This window comes from Achromobacter sp. EG18 (assembly GCF_059759395.1).
This window is the reverse complement of record NZ_CM186213.1, coordinates 4,180,554-4,206,162: the sequence shown is the minus strand read 5'-3', so window position 1 is coordinate 4,206,162 and position 25,609 is coordinate 4,180,554. Positions and strand designations below refer to the sequence as shown.

The window sequence follows — 25,609 nt, the reverse complement described above, 5'->3', positions numbered from 1 at the left end:
TGCCGATGAAGAATTTGCCTCACTCCGTTCACTCCCCCGTTGTCTTTGCTCGTCGCGCCCTCGCCGGCGCGGTGCTGTCGGCGATGCTCGCCGCCTCGCTGCCGGCCTGGGCCCAGCAGGCGCCCGCCGCGGCGCCGGCAGCCGCGGGCGCCACGGCCCCCGCGCCGACGGCGACGGGCGTGGTGCCGGTGGGCGACGTGTCGGCGGTGCCCGCGCCGACCATCGCGGCCAAGGCCTGGATCGTGATCGACGTGAACAGCGGCCAGACCCTGGCGGCGTCGAACCCCGACATGAAGGTCGAGCCGGCCTCGCTCACCAAGATCATGACGGCCTACGTCGTGTTCAATGCGCTCGAGGAAAAGCGCCTGACGCTGGAGCAGACCGTGCCCGTGTCCGAGCACGCCTGGCGCACCGGCGGTTCGCGCATGTTCATCGAGCCGCGCAAGCCGGTCACTGTCGATGAGCTGAACCAGGGCATGATCGTGCAATCGGGCAACGACGCCTCGGTGGCGCTGGCCGAAGCGGTCGGCGGCAGCGAAGCCGCGTTCGCCACGCTCATGAACCAGGAGGCCGAGCGCCTGGGCATGCGCAACACCCACTTCATGAACGCCACCGGGCTGCCCGATCCGCAGCACATGACGTCCACGCGCGACCTGGCCACGTTGTCGGCGCACCTGATCACCGATCATCCGCAGTTCTTCCACTACTACAAGCAGAAGAGCTTCACCTACAACAAGATCACCCAGCCCAACCGCAACCGCCTGCTGTGGGCCGACCCGTCGGTCGACGGCATGAAGACCGGCCACACCGATTCGGCCGGCTACTGCCTGGTGTCGACCGCGGTGCGCGGCGACCGCCGTATCCTGGTGGTGGTGGTGGGCACAGACAGCGAAGCCACCCGCGCCGAGGAAAGCCTGAAGCTGCTGAACTGGAGCTTCCAGAACTTCGACACGGTCAAGCTGTTCGACAAGAGCCAGCCCGGCATCGACGCCCGCGTCTGGGAAGGCACCGCCGAGAACGTCAAGCTCGGCCCGCCCAACCCGGTCTCGATCGCGGTGCCGCGCGGCAAGGCCGGCGATCTCAAGCCCGTGGCGCAGCGCACCGATCCCCTGATCGCCCCGCTGACCAAGGGCCAGCAGGTCGGCACGCTGCAGTTCACGCTCGACGGCAAGGTGCTGCGCACCGAGCCGCTGGTGGTGCAGGACGCCGTCGAACGCGCCGGCTTCTTCGGCCGCATGGTCGACACCGTCAAGCGCTGGTTCCAGTAAACGGACCCGCCGCGGCCGCGGCCGCGGGTGTAAGCTAGCAACGGGCGTTTCGTGCGCGAGACGCCCGTTTTGCATTCTTCCGGGGCGGGCCGGCGGCGCGCCCCTGTTCCATTTCAAATTCAGGAGTGCGTCATGATTCCGGGCGTGCCGGGCGAAAGCCAGGTGTATCTCAACGGTGAGTTTCTGCGCGTGGACGAGGCCAAGGTCTCCGTCCTGGATCGCGGCTTCATTTTCGGCGACGGCATCTACGAAGTCGTCCCGGTGTACCAGGGCAATGCCTTCCGCATGGCCGAACACCTCGACCGCCTCGATCGCAGCCTGGCCGCCTTGCGCATCGCGCAACCGTTCGACCGCAGCGGCTGGATCAACCTGATCCAGCAATTGCTGGAGCGGACCAACCTGGACACCTGCATCGTCTATCTCCAGGTGACGCGCGGCGTGGCCAAGCGTGACCACCAGTTCCCGGCCGAGCCGGTAAAGCCGACGGTGTTCGGCATGATCTCGGCGTGGGCGCCGCCCGGGGCCGCGGTGCGCGCGCAGGGGCTGTCCGCCATTTCCATCCCCGACGAACGCTGGCTGCACTGCGAGATCAAGTCGGTGTCGCTGCTGGGCAACGTGCTGGCCAAGCAGCAGGCGGTCGACGCCCATGTCGACGAGGTGCTGCAGTTCCGCGACGGCTTCCTCACCGAGGGTTCGTCCACCAACATCTGGGTGGTCTCCGGTGGCAAGTTGCTGGCGCCGCCCAAGAACAACCTGATCCTGGAAGGCATCCGCTACGGCCTGATGGGCGAATTGGCGGCCGAGGCCGGCATTGCTTTCGAGGCGCGCCGCCTGACCCAGGACGAGGTGGCGCAGGCCGACGAGCTGATGCTGTCCTCGGCCACCAAGGAAGTGCTGCCGATCGTTTCGCTGGACGGCCGTCCGGTGGGAGCCGGCAAGCCCGGCCCCGTTTATGAGCAATTGCGTGCGGGTTATGATGCCCGCATCGCCGCGCTCTAGGCCCCGCGGGGCGGCCCTGGCGGCCGCCCGCGCCGCGCGCTCCGGCGGCGGGCCTTGCCTGCTCGATGCCTGCCCCCATATAGATGTATTGACGCCCCAGGCCATCCATCATGCATATTCCGCCCGAAGAATCCCTCATCGAATATCCCAGCGACTTCCCCATCAAGGTCATGGGCAAGCATCATCCCGACTTCGCGCAGACGCTGACCGAAGTCGTGCTGCGCTTCGACCCGGGCTTCGATGCCGCCACGGTCGAGATGCGGCCCAGCAAGGGCGGCAACTACATGGGCCTGACCTTCACGGTGCGCGCCACCTCGCGCGAACAGCTCGACGGCCTTTACCAGGCCCTGCACGGCCACCCGATGGTGTCGATCGTCCTGTAAGGCCAGCGGTTGTGATCAAGTGGCTCGCGCGGCCGGCGGACTACCTGTCCGTGTGGCGGGAGATGCAGGCGTACACCGACCAGCGGTCGGCCGAGACGCCCGATGAAATCTGGCTGTGCGAGCATGCGCCGGTCTATACCCTGGGGCAGGCGGGCCTGCCCGAGCACGTGCTCAACCCGGGCGCCATCCCCCTGGTCCAGTGCGATCGCGGCGGCCAGGTCACCTATCATGGCCCGGGCCAGGTGATGGCGTATGCGCTGTTCGACCTGCGCCGCGTCGACATGTACGTGAAGGAATACGTGGCCCTGCTGGAGACGGCGGTGATCGATACGCTCGATGCGATGGGCGTGGCCGGCGCCTGCCGCAAGCCTGGCGCGCCGGGTGTCTATGTACCCGACCCCGACGGCGGCCGCGAATTGGCCAAGATCGCCGCGCTGGGCATCAAGATCCGCAATGGCCGCGCCTATCACGGCGTGTCGCTCAACGTGGCGATGGACCTGGCGCCGTTCCTGGGCATCAATCCCTGCGGCTATGCCGGCCTGCGCACGGTCGACATGGCGTCCTGTAGCGTGCGGCGCGATCCCACCGAGGTGGGCGACGCGCTGGCCCGCAACCTGGCCCGCTTGTGGCGCCAGGCAAGGACAACACCCGCATGAAGACAAGCTTTACGCCGGCCGAAGTGGCCGCGACCACGCCCGAGCAACTGGCCGCCCTGCGCGCCGGGCCGGCGCCGCAGTATGCCGCCTGGATCCGCGCGGCGGCCGAAATGGGCCTGGTCGAGGCGCAGACCATCTTCGGCCAGATGCTGCTCGATGGCGTTGGCGTGCGACAGGATCAGGCCGAAGGGTTGGCCTGGTTCAAGCGCGCCGCCAATGCCGACCATCTCATGGCCATCAACATGATCGGCCGCTGCTATGAAAACGGCTGGGGCGTGCCCGCGGACGATACCGTGGCGGCGTACTGGTTCCGGCTGGCCGCCGACCGCGGGTTGGACTGGGGCATGTACAACTACGCCCACATGCTCAAGAGCGGCCGCGGCGGCGTGACGCAGAACCGCGCGGCGGCGCTGGCGCTGTACCAGCAGGCCGCGCAGGGCGGTCACGTCAAATCCATCGGTGTGGTCGGTCGTTTCTACGAAACGGGCGACGTGGTCGAGCAGGACCTGGAACGCGCGTTCGACTGCTACCGGCGCTGCGCCGAAGGCGGCGATTTCCGCGGCATGTTCCACCTGGGCCGCATGCTGTTGCTGCGCGGCCGCAAGGAAGAGGCGGTGCAATGGCTGGTGCGCGTGCCGGAGACGTCCACGCCGGCCTTTCTGCGCGAGGCCGACGCCATGCTGCGCGACTGCGGCTTTCCTGCGTTGTACGAGACTGGCGCCTGAGCGGCGTCCGGGGCCGCGCCGCACGCCCGACCCGATCGATTTCTGGCCCGGCCGCGCGCGCCGGTCAGGTACTCAAGCGTGCCTCGAACACGGCATTCAGCGTCAGCCGCGTGCCGGCCGGCTGCTCGCCATCGAGCCGGTCCAGCAGCAGTTGTCCCGCGCGCCGGCCCAGCTCGGCCGCGTCCACGCCCAGCGTCGTCAGTCCCTGGACCCATTGCGGCGCGCTGCCGTCCTCGGTGAAGCCCAGCACCGCCAGGTCCTGCGGCACGTGCAGGTCGCGGTTGTGGGCCTCCGACACCGTGGCGGCGGCCAGCAGGTCCGAGGTACAGAACACCGCATCGAAGATCGTATTGGTGGCCAGCAGGCGCAGGAACGCCATGCGGCCATCGTTCAGTTGCTGCGCCTCGGGTTGCACGATGTCGGCGACCACGGCCAGCCCCAGCGCGGCCGCGCTGCCGAGGAAGCCTTCGCGGCGGGCCCGTTCCCACGGGGTGTCGGCGCTGACACAGGCGACACGGGCATGGCCCTTTTCGGCCAGATGGCGGGCGGCCAGGCGGCCCGCCTCGGCATTGTCGATCGTCACCAGGCTGTCCAGCGGGGTGGCGGGCAGGCTCCAGGTCTCCACCACCGGGATTTCCAGCGCCGTCACGGCGGCGCGCAGTTGCGGGTCGTCGAGCGGGCCGATGACCAGCGCCGCGGCCGGTGCCAACTGGGCCAGTAGCGACAGCAGGGACGCATCACGCCACGGGCCGGCGGCCAGGTAGTAGCCGGCTGGCGCCAGCATTTCGGCGCATGCCTGCACGGCACGGGTGGCCGGCGCAAGATCCAGCCGGGGGGCGATCAGGACGATGGGGCGGAGCGAGGACAGGGTGGACATGAGGGGAGGCGGCGCGAATTCGTCAGGCGTGACGATAACCCGGCGCGGCCCGGTGTCGGGCCTTTCGGGGTGGATTCGGGCACAGGGGGTAAAATGTCCTCTTTTGTCTCAGACCGCAACGCCTTGCGCGCCGGTCGTGAAGGTGTTCCATGTCCACGCTTGCCGAGTCGTCTGTGCCCTCGAACGAAGCCGCCGCCGCGCCCGCGGAAACGGCGTACGATCCGACGCAGAAACAGAAATCCCAGGCCAAGACGGCGCGCATCCCGATCAAGATCATTCCCGCCGAGCGCCTGAAGAAGCCGGAATGGATCCGCGTCAAGGCGGCCCAGCCGGGGTCGCGCTTCTACGACATCAAGCGCATCCTGCGCGAGCACAATCTGCACACGGTGTGCGAGGAAGCGTCCTGCCCGAACATCGGCGAATGCTTCGGCAAGGGCACGGCCACGTTCATGATCATGGGCGACAAGTGCACCCGCCGCTGCCCGTTCTGTGACGTGGGCCATGGCCGCCCCGACCCGCTCGACACCAAGGAACCGGAAAACCTCGCGCGCACCATCGCCGCGATGAAGCTGTCGTATGTGGTGATCACTTCGGTCGACCGCGACGACCTGCGCGATGGCGGCGCCGGCCATTTCGTCGACTGCATCACCCACATCCGCGAACTGTCGCCCAGCACGCGCATCGAGGTGCTGGTGCCCGACTTCCGCGGCCGCCTGGACCGAGCGCTGACCATCCTGAACGCCGGCCCTCCGGACGTCATGAACCACAACCTGGAAACCGTGCCGCGCCTGTACAAGCAGGCCCGCCCGGGTTCGGACTACATGCACTCGCTCAAGCTGCTGGCCGAGTTCAAGAAGCTGCATCCGAATGTGCCGACCAAGTCGGGCCTGATGCTGGGCCTGGGCGAGACCGACGAGGAAATCCTGCAGGTGATGCGCGACATGCGCGAGCACAACGTCGACATGCTCACCATCGGCCAGTACCTGCAGCCGTCGGAACACCACCTGCCAGTGCTGCGCTACGTGCATCCCGACACCTTCGCGATGTTCGAGCGCGAGGCCTATGCGATGGGCTTCTCGCACGCGGCGGTGGGCGCCATGGTGCGTTCGTCGTACCACGCCGACGAGCAGGCGCATGCGGCGGGCGTGCCCAACTGAGGGCCGCGCCGTCTCCACGTCAGAATGAAAAATGCCCCGCGATGAACTGACCCCCGAAAGTTGGACGCAATCCAACCTTCGGGGGTTTTTCGCATGGCGAAGTACGAAGAGCAATTCAAGATCAAGGTGGTGCAGGCATACCTGCAAGGCACAGGCGGCTTCAAATCGGTGGGGCGCCGACACGATGTGCCGTACTCCATGGTGCGGCGGTGGGTCGAGAGCTTTCGAGCGCATGGCGTTGATGGGTTGCGCAGGCAATCTGGCTCGTACAGTGCGGCCTTCAAACAATCGGTGCTGATCAAGATCCGGCGCGAAGGTCTATCGGACACGCAGGCAGCGGTGTTGCTGGGGATTCGTCATACAGGGCACATTATGAAATGGCGCGCCCAGTATGATGCTGGGGGTATAGAGGCGCTGGCGCGCAAGCGCCCAGGAGCAAGCATGCCGCATAAGTACCCCCCAGAGCCGGTGTCCAAGGACATGACCAAGGAAGAACTCGAGCAAGAGCTGGCCTATCTGCGCGCGGAGAACGATTACCTAAAAAAAATGAAGGCCTTGATCGAAGCGGAGAAGACCCGGGCGCTGGTTGGAAAGCGCAAGTGGTCCAAGGATTAAGGCCCAAGCATCCGCTGGCACTACTGCTACGCGTAGCCAAGCTGTCGCGCAGCACGTTTTATTACCACCTGAAGTCGTTCGGAGCCGTGGACCCGTACACCGAGCTCAAGCAGCGCATCAGCGCGGTCTACGCCCATCACAAGGGCCGCTACGGCTACCGCCGGATTACGGCGGTCTTGCGCCAGGCCGGCGAGCTAGTGAACCACAAGACCGTGCAGAAGCTGATGCAGGCGCTAGGCTTGAAGTCGCTGGTGCGCGCCAAGAAGTACCGGTCCTACCGAGGCCAATCGCACCACGTGGCGGCCAACGTGTTGGCGCGCGACTTCGAGGCGGCGCGTCCGAACCAAAAGTGGGTCACCGATGTGACCGAGTTCAACGTACGTGGCGAGAAGCTGTACCTGTCGCCGGTGATGGACCTGTACAACGGCGAGATCGTGGCCTACGAGACCAGCCGCCGGCCGGTGTTCAAGCTCGTAGGCAGCATGTTGAAGAAGGCGCTGGCGAAGTTGTTGCCCGATGACCGACCCGTTCTGCACTCCGACCAGGGATGGCAATACCAGCAGCCCAACTATCGGCAGATACTGGCATCTCGGTCTGTGACCCAGAGCATGTCACGCAAGGGCAACTGCCTGGACAATGCCGCCATGGAAAGCTTCTTCGGCACGCTCAAGGCCGAGTTCTTCCACCTGAACCGCTTCGAAAGCATCGACCAGTTGCAGACCGGTATCCGGCAATACATCCGTTACTACAATCACGATCGCATCAAGCTCAAGCTAAAAGGCCTGAGCCCGGTGCAATACCGAGTCCAGGCCTTCGGGCTTTAGCCGACCGTCCAACTTCTGGGGGTCAGTTCACGAGGGGCATTTTTCATTCTGACGCCTGCCGCGACACGCGGCTGGTCCAGAACACGTCGGGCCGGCCCGCCTCGCGGTTCAGATAGCGCGCCAGCACGAACATCAGGTCCGACAGCCGGTTCAGGTATTGCCGCACCGGCGCGTTCACCGCTTCCTCGCGCGCCAGCGCCACCACGGCGCGTTCGGCGCGGCGGCAGGCGGTGCGCGCCAGGTGGGCCTGCGCCGCCGCGCGCGAGCCGCCCGGCAGGATGAATTCGCGCAGTGGCGGCAGGGCCGCGTTGTAATGCGCCAGCCGCGTATCCAGGTGCGCCACCTGGGCGTCTTCCAGCGCGACATGGCCGGGAATGCACAATTCGGCACCCATATCGAACAAATCGTGTTGGATCGTCAGCAGATCGGCGGCCACGTCGGCCGGCATGGGCTCGGTCAGCAGCAGGCCGATGACGCTGTTCAGTTCGTCCACGTCGCCCAGCGCGGTGATGCGGGCCGCGTCCTTGGGCACGCGCGACCCGTCCCCCAGTCCGGTGCTGCCGTCGTCTCCGGTGCGGGTGGCGATGACTGAAAGGCGATTGGCCATGAAACGTCCTTTGCAAACAACCGTCAGAATTGTTGCGTTATTGCGGGGAAACTATTGCACGAGGACGGTATCCTAGCATTGTGGAAAGCGTGCGCGGGCCGCAAGGCCGGCATGCCGCTTTCGTCGCAATCGGAGGATAAAGCATGGCTTTCAACCGCAAGTACACCACGCCCATGGCTGTCGCCACCGCGATGGCCGTCGTGTCGCTGGCCACGCCGCTGGCGTTCGCGCAGCAGGCCGAGGCCAGCGGCGAGGTGCGGCGCGTGGACCCGGGCGCGGGCAAGGTCACCATCAAGCACGACGCCATCAAGGCGCTGGACCTGCCGGCCATGACGCTGGTGTACGACGCCGATCCGGCGTTGCTGGCCAAGATCAAGGCCGGCGACAAGGTGCGTTTCACCGCGGAGCGCAAGGATGGCAAATACGTGGTGACCGCGATCACCAACTGAACTGCCTGGCCGGGCGCCGCTGGCGCGTCCGCCCGGCGACAGATTCCGCCGCCGGTGGTTTCGGTGGAGGTGGCCTTCGCACGAAAAAGGCCCGCCGCAATTGCTTGCGGCGGGCCTTTGTATTCGTGCTGCCGGCCAGGCCGGGACGCGAGGCTTAGAGCACGTAGCGGGCCAGGTCCTGGCTGCTGGCGGCTTCGGCCAGTTGCGCGTTCACGTAGGCGGCATCGATCTTGACCGTCTTGTCGGTGCTGGAGGTCGCGTCGAACGACAGTTCGTCCAGCAGCTTTTCCATCACGGTGTAGAGGCGGCGGGCCCCGATGTTCTCGGTGGTTTCGTTGACCTCGTAAGCCAGTTCGGCCAGCCGGCGCACGCCTTCTTCAGTGAATTCCAGCTGCACGTCCTCGGTGGCCATCAGCGCGGTGTACTGCTTGGTCAGCGAGGCGTCCGTATCGGACAGGATGCGCACGAAGTCCTCGGCGGTCAGCGATTCCAGTTCGACGCGGATCGGGAAGCGGCCCTGCAGTTCGGGAATCAGGTCCGACGGACGCGCCAGGTGGAAGGCGCCCGAGGCGATGAACAGGATGTGATCGGTGCGGACCATGCCGTAGCGCGTGTTGACGGTGGTGCCCTCGACCAGCGGCAACAGGTCGCGCTGCACGCCCTGGCGCGAGACGTCGGCGCCGCCGCTTTCCTGGCGCGCAGCGATCTTGTCGATCTCGTCCAGGAACACGATGCCGTTCTGCTCGACGTTGTTGATCGCGGCGGTGCGCAGGTCTTCCTCGTTGACGCGCTTGGCGGCTTCCTCGTCGACGATCAGCTTGAAGGCTTCGCGCACCTTCATCTTCTTGGATTTCTTCTTGTCGCGCGCCATCCCGGCGAACATGCCGCGCAGCTGCTCGGCCATTTCTTCCATGCCAGGGGGCGTCATGACGTCCATGTGCGGCGCGGTCTGGGCTACTTCGATCTCGATTTCCAGATGGTCAATCTTGCCCTCGCGCAGGCGCTTGCGGAACGTCTGGCGGGCGCTGTTGTCCTCGCCGCGCTCGGGCTCGCCCGAGCTGCCGCGGGGCGGCGGCACCAGGGCGTCGAGGATGCGGTCTTCGGCGGCGTCCTCGGCCTGGGTGCGCACGCGGCGCATTTCCAGTTCGCGGGTCTGCTTGATCGAGTATTCGGTCAGGTCGCGGATGATGGTGTCGACGTCGCGGCCGACGTAGCCCACCTCGGTGAACTTGGTGGCCTCGATCTTGATGAACGGCGCGTTGGCCAGCTTGGCCAGGCGGCGCGCGATCTCGGTCTTGCCCACGCCGGTGGGGCCGATCATCAGGATGTTCTTGGGGTGGATCTCGTGGCGCAGCGGCTCGGCCACCTGCTGGCGGCGCCAGCGGTTGCGCAGGGCCACCGCCACCGCGCGCTTGGCGCGGTTCTGGCCGACGATGTACTTGTCGAGTTCGGAGACGATCTCTCCGGGCGTCATGTTGGATGCGGACATGAGGGCGGATCCTTGAAGCAGGGCTGGGCTGGGGGACGGGCCGCGGCGCCGGACGGGCGCCGCGCGGCTGGCGTCAGTCGCCCAGCGTCTCGATGACGTGGTTCTGGTTGGTGTAGATGCAGAGGTCGCCGGCGATCTCGAGCGATTGCTTGACGATGGTCTCGGGCGCCAGCTCGGTATTGCGCAGCAGCGCCAGCGCGGCGGACTGGGCATAGGCGCCGCCCGAGCCGATGGCGGCCAGGCCATGCTCGGGTTCGAGCACGTCGCCGTTGCCGGTCAGCACCAGCGTGTGCTCGGCGTCGGCCACGATCAGCATGGCTTCGAGCCGGCGCAGGACGCGGTCGGTGCGCCAGTCGCGGGTCAGTTCGACCGCCGCGCGCATCAGGTTGCCCTGGTGTTTCTCGAGCTTGGCTTCGAAACGCTCCTGCAGCGTGAACGCGTCGGCGGTGGCGCCGGCGAAGCCGGCCAGGATCTTGTCGTGATACAGGCGGCGGATCTTGCGCGCCGTGCCTTTGATGACGATGTTGCCCAGGGTGACCTGGCCATCGCCGCCGAGCGCGACGCGGTTACCGCGACGCACGCACACGATGGTGGTGGCGTGAAATTGTTCCATGCGTTCCTTCCTTTGAAAGGACTAGCTGGGGGCGATGCGGACGAAATCAAGCCTTGCGGGTCGATGAAAATCGATCCGCGCGTCGCGCCTTCGGCTTTGCTGGCGCAGATTGCAGGCGCTTTCGCCCCGAGGCGGTTCGGCAATGAAAAAAGGCCATGCTGGAAACCAGCATAGCCTTTTGGTGTGGCGCTTGAATAACGGGACGGATCAGTCGCCGTACAGCTTCTGCCGCATTTCGCGCCGTTCCTGCGCTTCCAGCGACAGGGTGGCGGTGGGACGGGCCAGCAGGCGCGGGATGCCGATGGGTTCGCCGGTTTCCTCGCACCAGCCGTATTCGCCACTGTCGATGCGGGCGATGGACTGTTGCACCTTCTTCAGCAGCTTGCGCTCGCGGTCGCGGGTGCGCAGCTCCAGGGCGTGTTCTTCCTCGATGGTGGCGCGGTCGGCGGGATCCGGCACGAATTGCGTTTCACGCAGGTGCTCGGTGGTTTCGCCGGCGTTGGCCAGGATGTCCTGTTCGAGTTGTTTGAGCCGTTCCTTGAAGAACGCCAGCTGGCGTTCGTTCATATAGTCGGACTCGGGCATGGCCAGCAATTCCTTCTCGCTGGGCAGATCAATCGCCGTATCGCTCGTCGACTTGCTTGATTTTTTGGTTGCTGCCTTGGTAGCCATGAAAACACTCCACTATGAATCGATCCTGGCGCGGGCTTGTCTTCCCGGTCCGTGTGCTTGCTGCCTACGCTATTCGTACCTCACAGTACTGCCTTCGTCGCACCGCGTCACGTATCCAAAAAGGGGATCACCCCGCCAGGCACTGCTCCAAGCCCCGGGTAAAAATCTCCTGGGGCAGCTTGCGGCCAATGAAGACCATCTTGGTGGACGGCTTTTCGGCCGCGGTCCACGGTTTGCCGGGTTCGGCGCCCATCATCATGTGCACACCCTGGAACAACATGCGGCGGTTGATGCCCTTCATGTACAGAATGCCCTTGTAACGCAACAGGTCCGGGCCATAGACCTGCACCACGCCGCCCAGGAATTCCTCGAGGCGGGCAGGATCGAACGGCTTGTTGGAGCGGAACACGAAGGCGCCGATCTCGTCGTCGTGCTTGGGGTGGTGATGATGCGCGTGATTGCAGTGCGCCCCGCATTCGCCGTCGTGATCGTGGTCATGGTCGTGACCGTGGTGGTCGTGGCCGTGATCATGATCGTGGCCGTGCCCGTGGGCATGGCTGTGGGCGGCATCGGGGTGCTCATCGGCCAGGAAGTCCGGGTCGATGTCCAGAATGGAATTCAGGTTGAAGCCGCTGATGTCGATGATCGACTTCAGGTCGGCGTCGCCGAAGTTGACCGGCGTGATGGGCGCGCGCGGGTTCATCCGCAGCAGGCGGTTGCGCAGCGCTTCGTAGTCGACGTCGTTGACCAGGTCTTTCTTGGAAATCAGGATGCGGTCCGCGAAGCCGACCTGCTTCTGGGCCTCGGGCTGTTCATCCAGCGTCGCCATGCCGTGCTTGGCGTCGACCACCGTGACCACCGCGTCCAGGCGGTAGTATTCGGCGATGTCGTCGTCCATGAAGAACGTCTGGCACACCGGGCCGGGATTGGCCATGCCCGTGGTTTCCAGGATGACGCGTTCGAAATTCAGGGTGCCGGCCTCGCGCTTGGCGCGCAGGTCGGACAGGGTGCGCATCAGGTCGCCGCGCACCGTGCAGCAGACGCAGCCGTTGGACAGTTCGATGATTTCCTCGTCGCTGTCCTGCACCAGCAGGTCGTTGTCGATGCTTTCCGGCCCGAATTCGTTTTCGATGACGGCAACGCGGCGGCCGTGGAATTCGGTCAGGATGCGTTTGAGCAGGGTGGTCTTGCCCGCACCGAGAAAGCCGGTGAGGATGGTGACGGGAACCATTTTGTCCAAACTGCGCGGGGTGTTCATGGCGAAGCTGCTTGCGTGAATTAAAGGCGGTTAAACACGGCGGTCAAGCGCTGGGGTCTGGCGGGGCGGCGGCGGGTGCCGATTGCCTGCCAGACATCGCTCGACCGATGTTACTGCCACAGGCTGCGAGGGCCGCCGTTAGCGGCCGGACGCAGGATTACAGCACAGTCGGGGGCGGGGGGCAAACCCCGGGCCAACCCGGGGGGCGTAGCCGCCCAGATCGCGGCCGTACGCCGTCAAGTATCGGGCGATATCACTATTTTGGGGCGCTTTTCCGGATTTCAAGGGCCGGATCGAGGCGCGCCCGATGGAATGGGTGGCCGGCGAACCCGTAGGGCGCCGGCGGCCGTGCCCGATGCCTTCAATGATGATGGTGATGGTGCCCGCCATCGGCGGGTTGTTGCTTCTGGCACTGCGGGCACAGCGCGCGGATTTCGGTCTCGTGGGTGGCCAGCGTGTACCCGGTCTGGGCAACGCGTTCGGCCAATTGCCGGCTCATGGCGGGATCGGATACCTCGGCCACCGCGCCACAACTGGTACAGACCACCAGCAGATCGTGGGGAGCGCCGCCGGCGTCGTGGCAGGCGCTCCAGGCGTTGACGGCGTCCAGTCGGTGGATCAGGCCTTCGTCCATCAGGAAGTCGAGGGCGCGGTACACCGTCGGGGGCGCGGCGCCCGGATGCACTTCACGCATGGCGTCGAGCAACTCGTAGGCTTTCAGGCTGCGGCCATGGCGCAGCAGCAGTTCCAGCACCTTGCGGCGGATGGGGGTCAGGCGGCGGCCGCGTTGTTCGCACAGCGCTTCGGCGACGCTGAGTTGGGCGCCTACGGTGTCGCTGCGGGGAGAGCGGGGCGGAGCGGGCATGGCGGGTTTCATCTGGAAAGGGAACGCGCGCGAGCGCGCGAGATGCCTGGAAGGTAGCAGAAAACCTCCAGGTGCGGGCGAAACGCTCCCATTCAAGTGGGTATGGTTATGATATAACATAATAATATTCCGCTGTTTCTCTTCGTCATGTCCCATTTTTCGCTTTTGCCCCCGCGGTCCGGCGCCGCGTCGGGTCCGGGCGCTTCCTTGCGCTCCGCTTTCCTCGCCTCCGCTTGGCGCCGCATGGCTGTCGCGCTGGCCGCGGCGGCGGCGTTGTGGGCGTTGACCGGCTGGGCGCTGGACTGGTGGGCGCGATGAGCGTCGCGCCGGTGGCCATCGAGTTGTGCAACGCCTCCTTCGGTTGGCATGGCCATGCCGCCTTGCATAGTGTGTCGGGCCGCTTCGAGGCGGGCGCGATGACCGCCGTGGTCGGTCCGAACGGGGCCGGCAAATCCACCTTGATCAAAGGCATCATGGGCGTATTGCGGCCCCTGTCCGGCAGTGTCAGCGTCGGCGGCGTCGGCCGTTCCGAACTGGCGTGGCTGCCGCAGGCCGCGGAGCTGGATCGCTCCTTTCCCGTGTCGGTGCTGGACCTGGTCGCGATGGGAGCCTGGCGCCGGGTCGGCGGCTGGCGGCGCTATGGCGGCGAAGAGATCGACCGCTGCATGCAGGCGCTGCAGACCGTTGGCCTGGCCGACATGGCTGGCCGGGGGATCGATACGCTGTCCGGCGGACAGCTGCAGCGCACACTGTTCGCGCGCATGCTGGTGCAGGATGCGCCGGTGTTGCTGCTCGACGAACCCTTTACCGCTGTCGACAGCCATACCGCCGATGAGCTGATGGCGTTGCTCTGCGGCCTGCACGGCCAGGGGCGTACGGTGATCGCGGTGCTGCACGACATGGATCTGGTGCGTGACCACTTTCCACAGTGCCTGCTGCTGTCCGGTTCGGTGGTGGCGTGGGGCGATACCGCCGAGACGTTGACCGAGGCGAATCTGAAGACGGCGCGCCAATGGCACGCGAGGGCTTTCGCATGAGCGTGTCGCAATGGTTGATCGGCCCCTTTCTCGACTACGGCTTCATGCGGCGCGCGCTGGCTGGCGCCAGCGCCCTGTCCCTGGGGGCCGCGCCGCTGGGCGTGTTCCTGGTGCTGCGGCGCATGAGCCTGATGGGGGATGCCATGTCGCACGCGATCCTGCCGGGCGTGGCGGCGGGCTTCCTGCTGGCCGGCCTGTCGTTGGGCGCGATGATGCTGGGCGGCATCGCCACCGGGCTGGCCGTGGCGCTCCTGGCCGGCCTGGTCGCGCGCCTGACGCCGCTGCGGGAAGACGCCAGCTTCGCCGCCTTCTACCTGATATCGCTGGGCCTGGGGGTGCTGCTGGTGTCGCTGCGCGGGTCGAACATGGATCTGCTGCACGTGCTGTTCGGCACCGTGCTGGGACTGGATGACGCGGCGCTGCTGCTGGTGACGGCAACGGCCAGCATCACGCTGCTGGCATTGGCCGCGCTCTATCGCATGCTGGTGGCGGAATGTCTTGATCCTGGCTTCCTGCGCGCCAGCGGCGGCCGGGGCGGCTGGGTCCACATGGGCTTTCTGGTGCTGGTGGTGGTGAACCTGGTGGCCGGCTTCCAGGTGCTTGGCACGCTGATGGTGGTCGGCATCATGATGCTGCCGGCCGCGGCCGCCCGCTTCTGGATGCGTTCGGCTGCCGGCCAGATCCCGCTGGCCGGCGGCGTTGGCGTGGCCGCTTCGGTGACGGGCCTGCTGGTGTCGTATCACTTCAACGTGCCGGCTTCGCCCGCGATCATCCTGGCGGCCGGGGGCTGCTATCTGTTTTCCATCGTCTGCGGCCCGTATGGCGGGCTGCTGCGGGCGCCGCGCGCATTGCGTCGGGCCTGAACCCTCAAGGAGATTCGCTATGCGTTCCATTCTGCCGGCGTTGCCACGCCGCCGCGCCTTGCTGGCCGCCGCCGGCCTGTGGCTGTCCACGGCCTTCGGCGCGGCGCATGCCGCCGAACCGCTGCCGGTCGTGGCAAGCTTTTCGATCCTGGGCGACATCGTGCGCGAGGTGGGCGGCGACGATATCAAGCTGGACACGCTGGTGGGCCCGGACGGCGACGCCCATGAATACGAGCCAACGCCTGGCGATGCCAAGAAACTGGCGGCCGCCAGGATACTGTTCGTCAACGGCCTGGACTTCGAAGCGTGGTTGCCGCGGTTGGTGAAGGCCGCGGGCTTCACGGGTCCGACCGTCGTCGCCTCCAAGGGAGTGACGCCGCGCAAGTTCGCCGGCCATGAGCACGGCACGCACGATCACGGCCATGGCGGCAAGGACCACGACCACGCCCACGACCATGATCATGATCATGGCGCTGGCGAGGGCCAGCATCACCATCATGGCGACGCCGACCCGCACGCCTGGCAGAACCTGGCCAACGGCGTGACCTATGCGCGCAATGTGGCCGAGGGCCTGGCCGCCGCCGATCCCGCCCACGCTGGCGCCTATCGCAAGCGCGCCGATGCCTACATCGCCCGCCTTCAGGCCGCCGATGCCGCCGCGCGCAAGGCCTTCGCCGCGATCCCGGCCGAACGCCGCAAGGTAGTCACCTCGCACGACGCCTTTGGCTATTTCGGCGATGCGTATGGCGTGGATTTCATCGCGGCAATGGGCGTATCGACCGCGGCCGAACCGTCCGCCGGCGACGTGGCACGCATCATCGAGCAGGTCAAGCGCGACAAGGTGCCGGCGGTGTTCGTCGAGAACATCACCAGCCCCCGCCTGGTGCAGCAGATCGCGCGTGAAACGGGCGCCAAGGTGGGTGGTACGCTGTATTCCGATGCGCTGTCCAAGCCCGGACAGCCCGGCGCCACCTACCTGGAAATGTTTGAATGGAACGTACGTCAGCTCACCGCCGCATTGCGGCCCTGATCGCTGTCGCGGGCGCACTGGCGGCCAGCGCCGCCAGCGCCCATCCGCACATGTGGATCGATGCCCGCGCCGTGATCGACCTGGACGAGCAACATCGGGTCACGGCCGTGAGGCAGGTCTGGCTGTTCGACGAAATGTTCGGCGCCTATGCCACCCAGGGTCTCAAGAAGGGCAAGGGCGGCGCCCTGCCCGACGACACCTTGAAGACCATGGCGCAGGATTGGATGAAGGCGCTGGGCGAGCCGGTGTCGCATTACTTCACGCGTGTCACCGTGGCGGGCAAGAGCGCGGTGTTCGCCGCGCCGCGCGATGCGCGCGTGACCTGGAACCCCAAGACCGGTCGATTGGCGTTGGCGTTCACTTTGCCGCTGGCCGAGCCTGCCGCGCTGGACTCCGCCGGCGCCCAGGTCGATATCTATGACCCGACCTATTTCGTGGCGTACGCCTTCGAAGAAAAAGGGGCGGTCGCGTTGGGCGGACCCGGCGCGGCGGCCTGCAAGCAGGCTTACCGCAAGCCCAAGGAACTGGATTGGAACACCATGCAGCAACTGGCCGCGATCCCGGCCGATCCGGATGCCCTGCCGGAAGAGCTTTTCGCCATCACCAAGGGGCTGACGCACCGCATCGAGGTGCAATGCTCCTGACGCGGGGGCGGCCCATCGCGGCGGCCGCGTGCGCGTGGCTGCTGGCCCTGGGCGCGCTGGCCTGGACCGGCATGGCCGCGGCGCAGGGCGCCCATCCTTTCGGCGTGCCGGAAAGCGGCGCGGGGCTCGCCGGCGGTCCCGGTTGGTTGTCCGCGTTCTTCGGCCAGGTGTCGGTGTGGCAGACGCATTTCTATCGCCAGCTCACTGCCGCCGTGCGTGCCTGGCAGGCCGACGGCGGCGCTGCCTGGACGCTGATCGGCCTGTCTTTTGCGTACGGCGTGTTCCACGCGCTTGGGCCGGGACACGGCAAAGCGGTGATTTCTTCTTATGTGCTCGCCAATCGCCAGACCGCCCGCAATGGCGCGCTGCTGGCGTTGCTGTCGTCGTTGGTGCAGGCCCTGGTGGCCATTGCGATGGTGGCGGCGCTGGCGTTGGTGTTCAACGCCACGGCGGCGGTGATGAATCAGGCGACGCGTTGGCTGGAGCTGGCGTCGTATGCGCTGGTGACGTTGCTGGGGGCCTGGCTGGTCTGGATCAAGGCGATCCGGCCGTTGTTGCGCCGTCGGCCGGCCCCGGCAATGGCAGTGGCCGCTGCGCCGACGTCCGTGGCGTCCGCGCCGGTCTTGAAGGGCGCCGCGGCCTTGCGTGCCATCGGCGTGCGGGCCTCGGCGCCGCACGGGCATGCGGTGGCGCCTGCCCAACCGCATGACCACGACCATGACCATGACCATGTCCATGCGCATCACGACGATTGCGGCTGCGGCCACGCGCATGTGCCGCCGCCCGACCAGGTAGCGGGGCCGTTGAGTTGGCGTCGCGCCTGGTCCGCGATCTTTGCGGTGGGCCTGCGGCCCTGCAGCGGCGCGTTGATCGTGCTGGTGTTCGCGTTGTCCCAGGGATTCTTCCTGGCGGGGGTGGCGTCGGCGCTGGCGATGGGGCTGGGCACCGGCCTGACCGTGGCCGCGCTGGCCTGCCTGGCGGTCGCGGCCGGCGGCGCCGCCACGACACTGGGATCCCGCCTGTCGGGCGTGGCGGCGGCGCGGTTGCGCTACGGCGTGGAAGCGTTGGCCGCTCTGGCCGTGCTGGCATTGGGCGTGTTGCTGTTGGGTGGCATGCTGGCCGGCGGCGGATGAGCGCGCCCGGTGCTCAGGACTTGCGGCCGGCGCGTGGATGCGCCTGGTCGTAGGCGCGCGCCAGGTGTTGGAAATCCAGCCGGGTATAGATCTGGGTCGTGGAGATGTTGGCGTGGCCGAGCATTTCCTGCACGGCGCGCAGATCCTGCGCCGATTGCAGCACATGGCTGGCGAAGCTGTGGCGCAGCACGTGCGGATGCACGTGGGTCGGCAGGCCCGCGGCCTGCGCGACGTGCGCCAATTGCAGCTGCACCACGCGCGGCGAGATGCGGCGTCCGCGCGCGCCCAGGAACAGCGCGGCGGCATCTGATGGCGATGCGGCGGGCGGGGCCAGTTGCGGCCGCGCTTCGATCCAGCGTTGCAGCGCCGCCACGGCCGCCTGGCCCACGGGCACGGAGCGGCGCTTGCCGCCTTTGCCCAGCACGATCACTTCCGCTTCATCCAGATTGAGCCAACCGCGCGATTCATAGTCGGCCGAGCGCGCGAAGCGCAGGTCGAGCCCGACCAGTTCCGACAGGCGCAAGCCGCTGGAATACAACAATTCGAACATGGCCTGGTCGCGCAGCGCGGCCGGTTCGGTCGCCACTTTGGCAGGCGCGCGGTCCAGCAGGGCCTGCGTTTGTTCCACCGACAGGGCCTTGGGCAGGCTGCGCGGCGCCTTCGGCGCGCGCACGCCGGCGACCGGATTGCCGGCCAGGCCGATGGCGGGCGCCCACCACTGGTAGAAGCCGCGCCAGGCCGCCAGCGTGCGAGCCAGGCTGCGCGGGCCGCGGCCCTGAGCATGCAGGCGCGCGACGAACTGGCGGATATGGCCGTTGCCGAGCTTGTCGAGCGGCATTTTGGCGCGTTCGGCAAGTGCGTGCAGGAAACCCAGCTCGCGCCGGTAGCCGTCCAGCGTGTGGGGGGAATAGCGGCGGTTGCTTTCCAGATGGCGCAGCCATGCGGCCATCGGATCGGGCAGGGGAGCGTCCGGCGCCGGGTCCTGCATGGCGTGTTCCGGGGCTCCCGCGCTCATGGCTGGATCACGCCTTGGGGGCGGCCGGGTTCAACCGGTGCAGCGCGGCCGAGGCCAACTGGCCGATGGACTCGAGGAACGCGGTGCCCATGTCGGGCGTGAAACGCTCGGCGTCGTCCGAACCCAGCACCAACAGGCCCACGCTGGCGCCTTCGGCCTCCAGGCGCAGGGGCACCAGCGCCAGCGACTTGGGCTTGGCGTCCAGCCAGGCGACCGCCTCGAAGGCCGTGTCAGTGCCGCAGTACGGCGCCTTCAGGCTGTCGGTGAAGGTGCGCACGTCCTGGCTGACGGGTTCGCCGTAGCCGGTTTCGGGCAGGTCGGGCAGGTTCCACAGGCGCAGCGCCACGTGGTTCAGTTCGAACTGTTCGGCCAGCCCCAGGGCGATCTCGCCAGGCACCAGCTGCGGATCCGGTTCCGACAACAGTCGGCAGCACCATTTGGAGATGTGGCTGCCGATGGTTTCGTTGGCGGTGGCGTTGCGCACCAGTTCGTTCAGGCGCCATTCGAGTTCGCGGTTGCGTTCGCGCAGCGTGAGGATCTGGCGTTCGCCCAGCGAGATGGCGCGCGAGCCGTGCGGATGCGGCACCTGCAGCGTGGCGAAGACGTCGGCGTGTTCGTCGAAGAAGCCGGGATGTTCCTGCAGGAAAGCGGCGATGTCCTGGGCGGTGAAAGCGGTATCGGTCATGGGGTCAGCGGTTCAGCGCCATGGAGAAGACGAGCTTGTCGATATCGACCTGGCCCGTGAAGACGGATTCGGCAGGGCCGGTCAAGCGCAGTTGTTCGCCATTCCAGGCGATGGTCAGCACGCCGCCGCGCGTCTGCACGCGCACCGGGGAGTCGAGCAGACCGCGGCGGATGCCGGCAGCGACGGCGGCGCAGGCGCCGGTGCCGCAGGCCAGCGTCTCGCCGGCGCCGCGCTCATGCACGCGCAGGCGGATGCTGTGGCGATCGACGATCTGCATGAAGCCGGCGTTGACGCGGCGGGCGAAGCGAGGATGGTTTTCGATCAGCGGGCCGACGATGGCGACGGGCGCGGTGTCGACGTTGTCCACCACCTGCACCGCGTGCGGATTGGAAATGGCCACGGCCGACAGGGCCACGCTGCGCGGCAGGCCGGCGGGCACGTCGAGCTCCAGCTGCCAGAGCGTGTCCTGGCCTTCGGTGCGCGAGGCCAGGCCGGCGGTGTCGAACGGCAACGCGGCCGGGTCGAAACGGGTGCTGCCCATGTCGACGGTGACCTGTTCGTCGTCGCCTTCGTCCAGCACCAGGATGCCGGTGGCGATTTGGGCGCGCAGCGGGTTACGGTCGGACAGGCCTTGTTCATGCACGAAGCGCACGAAACAGCGGGCGCCATTGCCGCAATGCTCGACCTCGCTGCCGTCGGCATTGAAGATGCGGTAGCGGAAGTCGGCATCGGGCCGGGTGGCGCGTTCGACCAGCAGGATCTGGTCGGCGCCGATGCCGAAATGGCGATCGCCGAGGGCGCGGGCGCGCTCGGGCGTCATTTCGATGGCCTGGCGGACACCGTCCAGGACGACGAAATCGTTGCCCGCGCCATGCATTTTGGTGAAATTCCAGTTCATGGGAGGATTATCGCCCATTCTGGCCCTGAAAACCGCGCCGCCGCACGGCGCATGTCCGAACGCGCGCTAGTAGATCTTGGGCTCGCCCGGCGGCCGCGTCTTGAAGCGGCGATGCACCCAGTAATACTGGCTGGGACAGCGGCGCACCCAGGCTTCCAGTTCCCGGTTCAGGCGCGCGGTGGCCTCCTCCAGCGTATCGTCGCCGGGGAAGTTCTCGAGCGGCGGCAGTACTTCGGCATGGTAGCGGCCTGTTTCCGGGTTCCAGAAATCCAGGATGGGCAGCACCGCCGCATTCCATTTCTTGGCCAGTTGGGCGGTCGCCAGCAGGGTCGCCGCGGGAATGCCGAAGAACGGCACGAATACCGAGCCCTGGCGGCCGAAATCCATGTCTGGCAGGTAGTACACCGGCCGCGGTGCGCGCAGATGGCGCAGCAGTTCGCGCACGCCGTCCTTGCGGCTGACCAGGAAGACCTCGTTGAAGCGGGCGCGTCCGGCCGCGACGACCGCGTCGATGTGCGGATCGCTTTGCGGCGTGTACATGGTGGCCGCGCTCGGCACTTCCATGGTGAGGCGGGTGGCGGCGGCATCCAGGCCGATGAAATGCGGCGCCAGCAGGATGACCGAACGGCCCTGGGCGGTCAGCTCGTTGATGCGCTCGGCGCCGCTTTGCGTGACCATGTCCTGGATTGCCTCGGGCGTGCCGTACCACAACACGCCGCGGTCGACGATGGACTGCGCCAGCGCCCTGAAGTGTTCGCGCACCCAGCGTTCGCGCACCTGCGCGGGCTGTTCGGGGAAGCACAGCTCGAGGTTGCGGCGCACGATGCGGGTGCGCGATCTGGCCAGCCGCATGGCGAGCCAGCCGAGCGCGGCGCCGATGCGTTGCCGGTTGGCGGGCCGCATGCGGCCAAACCACTTCAGCAGGGAGACCAACGTGCGCGTTTTCGAATCGTTCATGGGTAAAAAGCGTGGGACCAGGGCGGCGGGACGGAATGGGGCGACGGCCTCAGCCGGAGGCGGCGGCGGTGTCGTCGGCTGGCGCCGGGGGCGCGCCGCGAGGGGTCTTGTAGCGGTTGTAGCTCCAGAGATACTGCTGCGGGCAGCGGCGGATCAGGGTTTCCATGGCGGCGTTGAGCAACGCTGCCTGGGCCTGGGGATCGGCCGGCAGCGGTTCCGGCACCCGCACGTAGTGGATGCGCCAGCCGCGCCCGCCCGGCAGGCGCTCGCCCGCGGTCAGGATGATCGGCACGCCGGTCTGGGTGGCCAGCTTGCCCGGCAGCGTCATGGTGTAGGCCATGCGTCCGAAAAAAGGCGCCCAGACGCCGTCGCCGACGCCCGGAGCCTGGTCCGGCAGCATGCCGACGGATTCGCCGCGTCGCAGGGCGCGCACGAATTCGCGCACGCCCTGCATGGTCGCCGGCACGGCATTGACGGCCGAGCTGTTGCGCGCGGTTTCCAGCAGCGGCGCCAGGATGTCCTTGCGCGGCGGGCGGAACATCACGGTCATGGGCATCAGGCGGGCCAGGTAGCGCGCGGTGATCTCGAAACAGCCCAGGTGCGGGGTCAGGAACAGGATGCCGCGGTTTTCGGCGCGGGCGGCGCTGACCACGTCGTTGTCATCGGAAACGACCTGGGCCAGGCTTTGCTCGTTGCGAAACCAGACCCGCGGCATTTCCAGGATCATGGCGCCGGCCTCGCCCGCCGCCCGCCGGGCAAAGGCCGGCTCGGGATAGCCCGCCTGCGCCGCATTGGCCTGCAGGCGGCGCCGGTACTTGCCCGGAAACGCATACGCGGCGCGGCCAAGCAGGCGTCCCAGCGCGTGCGCGACGGGCAGGGGCAAGGAGGCGAACAGGCGAAATAGGACGAGCAGCATGCGGCAAATGAGCGATATCGGGCATGGTGATGCCGGTGCTCGCGGGAAAGACCCCACCCCCGGCACAAGCATAAGACCGACATTTTCGCTTAAAATCGACCCGTCGCCGAGTTAACCGACAACTTGCGGGGCGACGGCAGGATACCGATGCGTCATGCATCGCTTGCCAAATCCGCTAAAGCGTCGCGCCCAGATCAGCGTATGCCATGCAGTCCGGGGTGCAACGCGCCTCGTGAACCCAATGTTCCGGTTGTACCGGACACGAAAGGACGCATCTGTGGCCAATAACGACTTTCTCTTCACTTCCGAATCCGTTTCCGAAGGACACCCCGACAAGGTAGCCGACCAGGTTTCCGACGCGATTCTGGACGCCATCTTCACCCAGGACCCCAACGCCCGCGTGGCGGCGGAAACCCTGTGCAACACGGGCCTGGTCGTGCTGGCCGGTGAAATCACCACCACCGCCAACGTCGACTACATCCAGGTCGCGCGCGACACGATCCGCCGCATCGGCTACGACAACACCGAGTACGGCATCGACTACAAGGGTTGCGCGGTGCTGGTCGCCTACGACAAGCAATCGCCCGACATCGCCCAGGGCGTGGACCGCAGCTCGGAAGACTACCTGAACCAGGGCGCGGGCGACCAGGGCCTGATGTTCGGCTACGCCTGCGACGAAACGCCCGACCTGATGCCGGCCCCGATCTGGTACGCGCACCGCCTGGTGCAGCGCCAGAGCGAACTGCGCAAGGACGGCCGCCTGCCGTGGCTGCGCCCCGACGCCAAGTCGCAAGTGACCTTCCGCTACATCGACGGCCGCCCGGCGGAAGTCGATACGGTGGTGCTGTCGACCCAGCACGCGCCGGAAGTCACGCAAGAGACCATCCGCGAAGCGGTCATCGAAGACATCATCAAGCCCAGCTTCCCCGAAGGCCTGATCACGCCCAAGACCAAGTTCCTGGTCAACCCGACCGGCCGCTTCGTCATCGGCGGCCCGCAAGGCGATTGCGGCCTGACCGGCCGCAAGATCATCGTCGACACCTACGGCGGCGCATGCCCGCACGGTGGCGGCGCGTTCTCGGGCAAGGATCCGTCCAAGGTCGACCGTTCGGCCGCCTACGCCGCCCGCTACGTGGCCAAGAACATCGTGGCCGCCGGCCTGGCGCGCCAGTGCCAGGTGCAGGTCAGCTACGCCATCGGCGTGGCCGAGCCGATCAACATCACCGTCTACACCGAAGGCACCGGCGTCATCCCCGACGACCAGATCGCCAAGCTGGTGCGCGAGCACTTCGACCTGCGTCCGAAGGGCATCGTCAACATGCTGGACCTGCTGCGTCCGATCTACACCAAGACCGCCGCGTATGGCCACTTCGGCCGTTCCGAGCCGGAATTCTCGTGGGAAGCCACGGACAAGGTCCAGGAACTGAAGAAGTCGGCCTGAGCGTCGCGCCTTCGCAAAAAAGCCCCTGCACGCAGGGGCTTTTTTTTCGGCCGGGGTTGGAATCAGAGACCCCAGGCTGACAGGTCGGGCGTGCGCAGGACCGGCGCCAGGATGCGTTCCAGCGCGGCGGCGCAGTCCAGCAGCGCGGCATCCGCGCCGGCGGGCGCCAGCAACTGCACCGCCATCGGCATGCCGTCGACGTCATGGCCGGCCGGTAATGCGATGGCCGCCGCGCCCAGGAAGTTGGCCGGACGCAGCAGCTTGCCCAGGCCGGTGTGGCGCGTGTCGGCAGGGTCCAGCGCCTGCGCGGCCTGGTCGCAGGCCGGCATCAGCAAGGCATCGATGCCCTGCATGGCGGCGGCGAACGTGGCCATGTCCGCATGCCGCCGTTGCAACGCGGCGGCGTAGTCGGCCGGCGCGATGCGGCCGCCGGCGGCGATGCGCGTGCGCACCACTTCCCACAGCGGTTGATCAGGGTCGTCGGCCAGGTGGCCGAAATGGCGGTAGGCCTCGTAGGCCAATACTAGCGAGTTGTCGTCCGCCATGCGCGCGAACGACAACGACGCCGGCGGATGCCAGGCCTCGGGCGTGATGCCGGCCTGGTCCAGCCGTTCCTGCGCTTCGTGCCAGATCCGCAGGCCTTCGTCGGCCAGTGTCGCGGGCCAGGCCTGTGGCGCCAGCACGGCCACGGCGCCGCCACGGCGGGCGGCCGGACGCCGCAGGGCGGCGATGCTGGCAGCGGGCAGGGCCAGCGTGGCGACATCATCGATGTCGGGGCCGGCCAGCAATTGCGTCAGCAGGCGGGCGTCGGCCACGCTGCGGCAGATCGGCCCCAGCACGTCCAGCGTTTCGGACAAGGGCAGGCAGCCAGCGCGGCTGATCACGCCAGAGGACGGCTTGTAGCCGACCACGCCATTGAGCGCCGCTGGCGCGCGCACTGAGCCGCCGGTGTCGCCGCCCACCGCCAGGGGCGCCAGGCCGGCCGCCACCGCCACGCCGGCCCCGCTGGACGAACCGCCGGGCGCGCGCGCGGTGGCGGCATCCCACGGGTTGCGGGCCGTGCCCTGTGTCGGGTTCTGGCCCGACAGGCCGAACGCGAATTCAGTCATGCGGGTCTTGCCCAGGATCACCATGCCCTGCGCGGCCAGGGCGCGCGCGGCGGCCGCGGTTTCGTCGCTGATGACGCCGCTGCGGGTTTGCGAGCCGCCGCTGGCGACCGTGCCGGCCCAGTGCAGGCTGTCCTTCACCGCCACCGGCACGCCGTGCAGGGGCCCCATCGAGATGCCGGCTGCCAACAGCCGGTCGGCGGCTTCCGCCTGGGCCAGCGCGCGCTCGGCCGTGACCTGGCTGTAGGCGGCCAGCGCCGGCGCGCGCTCGATGCGGTCGAGAAAGTGGACGGTGACCTGGCGGGAGCTGATTGCGCCGTCACGGATGGCGCGCGCGAGTTCGCGGGCTTCGCGGAAATGCAGGGGAGTGTCTTGGTCGGGCATGGCGCTCACGGAAATGGAAAAGCTTTCCGGCCCTGGCGGAGCC

General features: G+C 67.4%; 27 protein-coding genes. 14 read left to right on the top strand and 13 right to left on the bottom strand.

Annotated elements, in window-relative coordinates; genetic code table 11:
• Nucleotides 1-5: 5 nt before the first annotated feature.
• From AC6CR5_RS19235 to AC6CR5_RS19215, 5 genes are all read left to right on the top strand, one after another.
• On the top strand, nucleotides 6-1,268 hold the full coding sequence (locus tag AC6CR5_RS19235) for a D-alanyl-D-alanine carboxypeptidase family protein (protein WP_102949840.1): 1,263 nt from the start codon (nucleotides 6-8) through the stop codon (nucleotides 1,266-1,268).
• Nucleotides 1,269-1,400: 132 nt separating this feature from the next.
• Nucleotides 1,401-2,267, top strand: a complete 867-nt coding sequence (locus AC6CR5_RS19230) for a D-amino acid aminotransferase (protein WP_006389742.1) — start codon at nucleotides 1,401-1,403, stop codon at nucleotides 2,265-2,267.
• Nucleotides 2,268-2,377: 110 nt separating this feature from the next.
• The gene (locus AC6CR5_RS19225) at nucleotides 2,378-2,650 is read left to right on the top strand and encodes a DUF493 family protein (protein ID WP_006389743.1); all 273 of its coding nucleotides are present in this window, start codon (nucleotides 2,378-2,380) and stop codon (nucleotides 2,648-2,650) included.
• An 11-nt stretch (nucleotides 2,651-2,661) separates the two neighbouring features.
• Nucleotides 2,662-3,306: a lipoyl(octanoyl) transferase LipB gene (gene lipB / locus AC6CR5_RS19220; protein ID WP_006389744.1), complete on the top strand. Its 645-nt coding sequence runs from the start codon at nucleotides 2,662-2,664 to the stop codon at nucleotides 3,304-3,306.
• Nucleotides 3,303-4,031 carry a tetratricopeptide repeat protein gene (locus AC6CR5_RS19215; protein ID WP_054443616.1) on the top strand — a complete coding sequence of 243 codons (729 nt, stop codon included), beginning with the start codon at nucleotides 3,303-3,305 and terminating at the stop codon, nucleotides 4,029-4,031. The genes lipB and AC6CR5_RS19215 overlap by 4 nt, the downstream gene beginning before the upstream one ends.
• A gap of 64 nt (nucleotides 4,032-4,095) precedes the next feature.
• On the opposite strand, the gene AC6CR5_RS19210 is transcribed toward AC6CR5_RS19215, so the two are convergent.
• Entirely contained in the window at nucleotides 4,096-4,908 is an 813-nt protein-coding gene (locus AC6CR5_RS19210; RefSeq protein WP_150101114.1) for a substrate-binding domain-containing protein, read from the bottom strand.
• Between the two features lie 149 nt (nucleotides 4,909-5,057).
• On the opposite strand from AC6CR5_RS19210, the gene lipA reads away from it, so the two are divergent.
• On the top strand, nucleotides 5,058-6,065 hold the full coding sequence (gene lipA, locus AC6CR5_RS19205) for a lipoyl synthase (RefSeq protein ID WP_054446385.1): 1,008 nt from the start codon (nucleotides 5,058-5,060) through the stop codon (nucleotides 6,063-6,065).
• 93 nt (nucleotides 6,066-6,158) lie between these two features.
• Nucleotides 6,159-7,504, top strand: a protein-coding gene (locus AC6CR5_RS19200; protein ID WP_412169861.1) for an IS3 family transposase whose coding sequence is annotated in 2 segments (ribosomal slippage) — nucleotides 6,159-6,623 and nucleotides 6,626-7,504 — 1,344 coding nt in all. Because the reading frame shifts where the segments join, the coding sequence is not laid out codon by codon here.
• Between the two features lie 43 nt (nucleotides 7,505-7,547).
• On the opposite strand, the gene AC6CR5_RS19195 is transcribed toward AC6CR5_RS19200, so the two are convergent.
• On the bottom strand, nucleotides 7,548-8,111 hold the full coding sequence (locus tag AC6CR5_RS19195; RefSeq protein ID WP_150101115.1) for a cob(I)yrinic acid a,c-diamide adenosyltransferase: 564 nt from the start codon (nucleotides 8,109-8,111) through the stop codon (nucleotides 7,548-7,550).
• 143 nt (nucleotides 8,112-8,254) lie between these two features.
• Between AC6CR5_RS19195 and AC6CR5_RS19190 the strand changes: the two genes are divergently transcribed.
• Complete coding sequence (locus AC6CR5_RS19190) at nucleotides 8,255-8,560, top strand: copper-binding protein (RefSeq protein WP_047993158.1); 306 nt, start codon at nucleotides 8,255-8,257, stop codon at nucleotides 8,558-8,560.
• A gap of 154 nt (nucleotides 8,561-8,714) precedes the next feature.
• Here the strand turns inward: AC6CR5_RS19190 and hslU are convergent, their stop codons facing one another.
• The 5 genes from hslU to AC6CR5_RS19165 form a co-directional block, all read right to left on the bottom strand.
• Nucleotides 8,715-10,049: an ATP-dependent protease ATPase subunit HslU gene (gene hslU / locus AC6CR5_RS19185; RefSeq protein ID WP_173000099.1), complete on the bottom strand. Its 1,335-nt coding sequence runs from the start codon at nucleotides 10,047-10,049 to the stop codon at nucleotides 8,715-8,717.
• Between the two features lie 73 nt (nucleotides 10,050-10,122).
• Nucleotides 10,123-10,662, bottom strand: coding sequence for an ATP-dependent protease subunit HslV (gene hslV, locus AC6CR5_RS19180; protein ID WP_006389751.1), 540 nt, complete (start codon nucleotides 10,660-10,662; stop codon nucleotides 10,123-10,125).
• Between the two features lie 207 nt (nucleotides 10,663-10,869).
• Nucleotides 10,870-11,334, bottom strand: a complete 465-nt coding sequence (dksA, locus tag AC6CR5_RS19175; RefSeq protein ID WP_006389752.1) for an RNA polymerase-binding protein DksA — start codon at nucleotides 11,332-11,334, stop codon at nucleotides 10,870-10,872.
• Nucleotides 11,335-11,461: 127 nt separating this feature from the next.
• Nucleotides 11,462-12,592, bottom strand: a complete 1,131-nt coding sequence (locus AC6CR5_RS19170; protein WP_006389753.1) for a CobW family GTP-binding protein — start codon at nucleotides 12,590-12,592, stop codon at nucleotides 11,462-11,464.
• A gap of 361 nt (nucleotides 12,593-12,953) precedes the next feature.
• Nucleotides 12,954-13,457: a Fur family transcriptional regulator gene (locus tag AC6CR5_RS19165; protein WP_006389754.1), complete on the bottom strand. Its 504-nt coding sequence runs from the start codon at nucleotides 13,455-13,457 to the stop codon at nucleotides 12,954-12,956.
• Between the two features lie 314 nt (nucleotides 13,458-13,771).
• Between AC6CR5_RS19165 and AC6CR5_RS19160 the strand changes: the two genes are divergently transcribed.
• From AC6CR5_RS19160 to AC6CR5_RS19140, 5 genes are read left to right on the top strand one after another with little or no spacing between them, the layout of a single operon-like run.
• Entirely contained in the window at nucleotides 13,772-14,494 is a 723-nt protein-coding gene (locus tag AC6CR5_RS19160; RefSeq protein ID WP_020925903.1) for a metal ABC transporter ATP-binding protein, read from the top strand.
• A complete protein-coding gene (locus AC6CR5_RS19155; protein WP_047993160.1) occupies nucleotides 14,491-15,357 on the top strand; it encodes a metal ABC transporter permease in 867 nt (288 codons plus the stop codon). Before AC6CR5_RS19160 ends, AC6CR5_RS19155 begins: the two co-directional genes overlap by 4 nt.
• Nucleotides 15,358-15,376: 19 nt before the next feature.
• Nucleotides 15,377-16,387 carry a metal ABC transporter substrate-binding protein gene (locus AC6CR5_RS19150; protein WP_498084819.1) on the top strand — a complete coding sequence of 337 codons (1,011 nt, stop codon included), beginning with the start codon at nucleotides 15,377-15,379 and terminating at the stop codon, nucleotides 16,385-16,387.
• A gap of 50 nt (nucleotides 16,388-16,437) precedes the next feature.
• On the top strand, nucleotides 16,438-17,031 hold the full coding sequence (locus tag AC6CR5_RS19145) for a DUF1007 family protein (RefSeq protein ID WP_230846565.1): 594 nt from the start codon (nucleotides 16,438-16,440) through the stop codon (nucleotides 17,029-17,031).
• Nucleotides 17,022-18,164: a nickel/cobalt transporter gene (locus tag AC6CR5_RS19140; protein WP_047993161.1), complete on the top strand. Its 1,143-nt coding sequence runs from the start codon at nucleotides 17,022-17,024 to the stop codon at nucleotides 18,162-18,164. The genes AC6CR5_RS19145 and AC6CR5_RS19140 overlap by 10 nt, the downstream gene beginning before the upstream one ends.
• Nucleotides 18,165-18,177: 13 nt before the next feature.
• Here AC6CR5_RS19140 and xerC read toward each other — a convergent pair whose 3' ends face one another.
• From xerC to AC6CR5_RS19115, 5 genes are read right to left on the bottom strand one after another with little or no spacing between them, the layout of a single operon-like run.
• Nucleotides 18,178-19,152: a tyrosine recombinase XerC gene (gene xerC / locus AC6CR5_RS19135; protein ID WP_498085750.1), complete on the bottom strand. Its 975-nt coding sequence runs from the start codon at nucleotides 19,150-19,152 to the stop codon at nucleotides 18,178-18,180.
• A gap of 34 nt (nucleotides 19,153-19,186) precedes the next feature.
• Nucleotides 19,187-19,864: a DUF484 family protein gene (locus tag AC6CR5_RS19130; protein WP_024070714.1), complete on the bottom strand. Its 678-nt coding sequence runs from the start codon at nucleotides 19,862-19,864 to the stop codon at nucleotides 19,187-19,189.
• Between the two features lie 4 nt (nucleotides 19,865-19,868).
• Nucleotides 19,869-20,780, bottom strand: a complete 912-nt coding sequence (gene dapF, locus AC6CR5_RS19125) for a diaminopimelate epimerase (RefSeq protein ID WP_054448280.1) — start codon at nucleotides 20,778-20,780, stop codon at nucleotides 19,869-19,871.
• Nucleotides 20,781-20,828: 48 nt separating this feature from the next.
• Entirely contained in the window at nucleotides 20,829-21,719 is an 891-nt protein-coding gene (locus AC6CR5_RS19120) for a lysophospholipid acyltransferase family protein (RefSeq protein ID WP_020925911.1), read from the bottom strand.
• 49 nt (nucleotides 21,720-21,768) lie between these two features.
• Nucleotides 21,769-22,635: a lysophospholipid acyltransferase family protein gene (locus tag AC6CR5_RS19115; protein ID WP_006389764.1), complete on the bottom strand. Its 867-nt coding sequence runs from the start codon at nucleotides 22,633-22,635 to the stop codon at nucleotides 21,769-21,771.
• 277 nt (nucleotides 22,636-22,912) lie between these two features.
• Between AC6CR5_RS19115 and metK the strand changes: the two genes are divergently transcribed.
• The gene (gene metK, locus AC6CR5_RS19110) at nucleotides 22,913-24,076 is read left to right on the top strand and encodes a methionine adenosyltransferase (RefSeq protein WP_006389765.1); all 1,164 of its coding nucleotides are present in this window, start codon (nucleotides 22,913-22,915) and stop codon (nucleotides 24,074-24,076) included.
• 62 nt (nucleotides 24,077-24,138) lie between these two features.
• Here metK and AC6CR5_RS19105 read toward each other — a convergent pair whose 3' ends face one another.
• On the bottom strand, nucleotides 24,139-25,566 hold the full coding sequence (locus AC6CR5_RS19105) for an amidase (protein WP_498084818.1): 1,428 nt from the start codon (nucleotides 25,564-25,566) through the stop codon (nucleotides 24,139-24,141).
• Nucleotides 25,567-25,609 lie beyond the last annotated feature (43 nt).

Excerpts from the sequence above, each read along its gene's own strand:
- AC6CR5_RS19235 (WP_102949840.1), top strand. The coding sequence starts at position 6 with ATGAAGAATTTGCCTCACTCCGTTCACTCCCCCGTTGTCTTTGCTCGT.
- AC6CR5_RS19230 (WP_006389742.1), top strand. The coding sequence starts at position 1,401 with ATGATTCCGGGCGTGCCGGGCGAAAGCCAGGTGTATCTCAACGGTGAG.
- AC6CR5_RS19225 (WP_006389743.1), top strand. The coding sequence starts at position 2,378 with ATGCATATTCCGCCCGAAGAATCCCTCATCGAATATCCCAGCGACTTC.
- AC6CR5_RS19215 (WP_054443616.1), top strand. The coding sequence starts at position 3,303 with ATGAAGACAAGCTTTACGCCGGCCGAAGTGGCCGCGACCACGCCCGAG.
- AC6CR5_RS19210 (WP_150101114.1), bottom strand. The coding sequence starts at position 4,908 with ATGTCCACCCTGTCCTCGCTCCGCCCCATCGTCCTGATCGCCCCCCGG.
- lipA (WP_054446385.1), top strand. The coding sequence starts at position 5,058 with ATGTCCACGCTTGCCGAGTCGTCTGTGCCCTCGAACGAAGCCGCCGCC.
- AC6CR5_RS19195 (WP_150101115.1), bottom strand. The coding sequence starts at position 8,111 with ATGGCCAATCGCCTTTCAGTCATCGCCACCCGCACCGGAGACGACGGC.
- AC6CR5_RS19190 (WP_047993158.1), top strand. The coding sequence starts at position 8,255 with ATGGCTTTCAACCGCAAGTACACCACGCCCATGGCTGTCGCCACCGCG.
- hslU (WP_173000099.1), bottom strand. The coding sequence starts at position 10,049 with ATGTCCGCATCCAACATGACGCCCGGAGAGATCGTCTCCGAACTCGAC.
- hslV (WP_006389751.1), bottom strand. The coding sequence starts at position 10,662 with ATGGAACAATTTCACGCCACCACCATCGTGTGCGTGCGTCGCGGTAAC.
- dksA (WP_006389752.1), bottom strand. The coding sequence starts at position 11,334 with ATGGCTACCAAGGCAGCAACCAAAAAATCAAGCAAGTCGACGAGCGAT.
- AC6CR5_RS19170 (WP_006389753.1), bottom strand. The coding sequence starts at position 12,592 with ATGAACACCCCGCGCAGTTTGGACAAAATGGTTCCCGTCACCATCCTC.
- AC6CR5_RS19165 (WP_006389754.1), bottom strand. The coding sequence starts at position 13,457 with ATGCCCGCTCCGCCCCGCTCTCCCCGCAGCGACACCGTAGGCGCCCAA.
- AC6CR5_RS19160 (WP_020925903.1), top strand. The coding sequence starts at position 13,772 with ATGAGCGTCGCGCCGGTGGCCATCGAGTTGTGCAACGCCTCCTTCGGT.
- AC6CR5_RS19155 (WP_047993160.1), top strand. The coding sequence starts at position 14,491 with ATGAGCGTGTCGCAATGGTTGATCGGCCCCTTTCTCGACTACGGCTTC.
- AC6CR5_RS19150 (WP_498084819.1), top strand. The coding sequence starts at position 15,377 with ATGCGTTCCATTCTGCCGGCGTTGCCACGCCGCCGCGCCTTGCTGGCC.
- AC6CR5_RS19145 (WP_230846565.1), top strand. The coding sequence starts at position 16,438 with ATGTGGATCGATGCCCGCGCCGTGATCGACCTGGACGAGCAACATCGG.
- AC6CR5_RS19140 (WP_047993161.1), top strand. The coding sequence starts at position 17,022 with ATGCTCCTGACGCGGGGGCGGCCCATCGCGGCGGCCGCGTGCGCGTGG.
- xerC (WP_498085750.1), bottom strand. The coding sequence starts at position 19,152 with ATGCAGGACCCGGCGCCGGACGCTCCCCTGCCCGATCCGATGGCCGCA.
- AC6CR5_RS19130 (WP_024070714.1), bottom strand. The coding sequence starts at position 19,864 with ATGACCGATACCGCTTTCACCGCCCAGGACATCGCCGCTTTCCTGCAG.
- dapF (WP_054448280.1), bottom strand. The coding sequence starts at position 20,780 with ATGGGCGATAATCCTCCCATGAACTGGAATTTCACCAAAATGCATGGC.
- AC6CR5_RS19120 (WP_020925911.1), bottom strand. The coding sequence starts at position 21,719 with ATGAACGATTCGAAAACGCGCACGTTGGTCTCCCTGCTGAAGTGGTTT.
- AC6CR5_RS19115 (WP_006389764.1), bottom strand. The coding sequence starts at position 22,635 with ATGCTGCTCGTCCTATTTCGCCTGTTCGCCTCCTTGCCCCTGCCCGTC.
- AC6CR5_RS19105 (WP_498084818.1), bottom strand. The coding sequence starts at position 25,566 with ATGCCCGACCAAGACACTCCCCTGCATTTCCGCGAAGCCCGCGAACTC.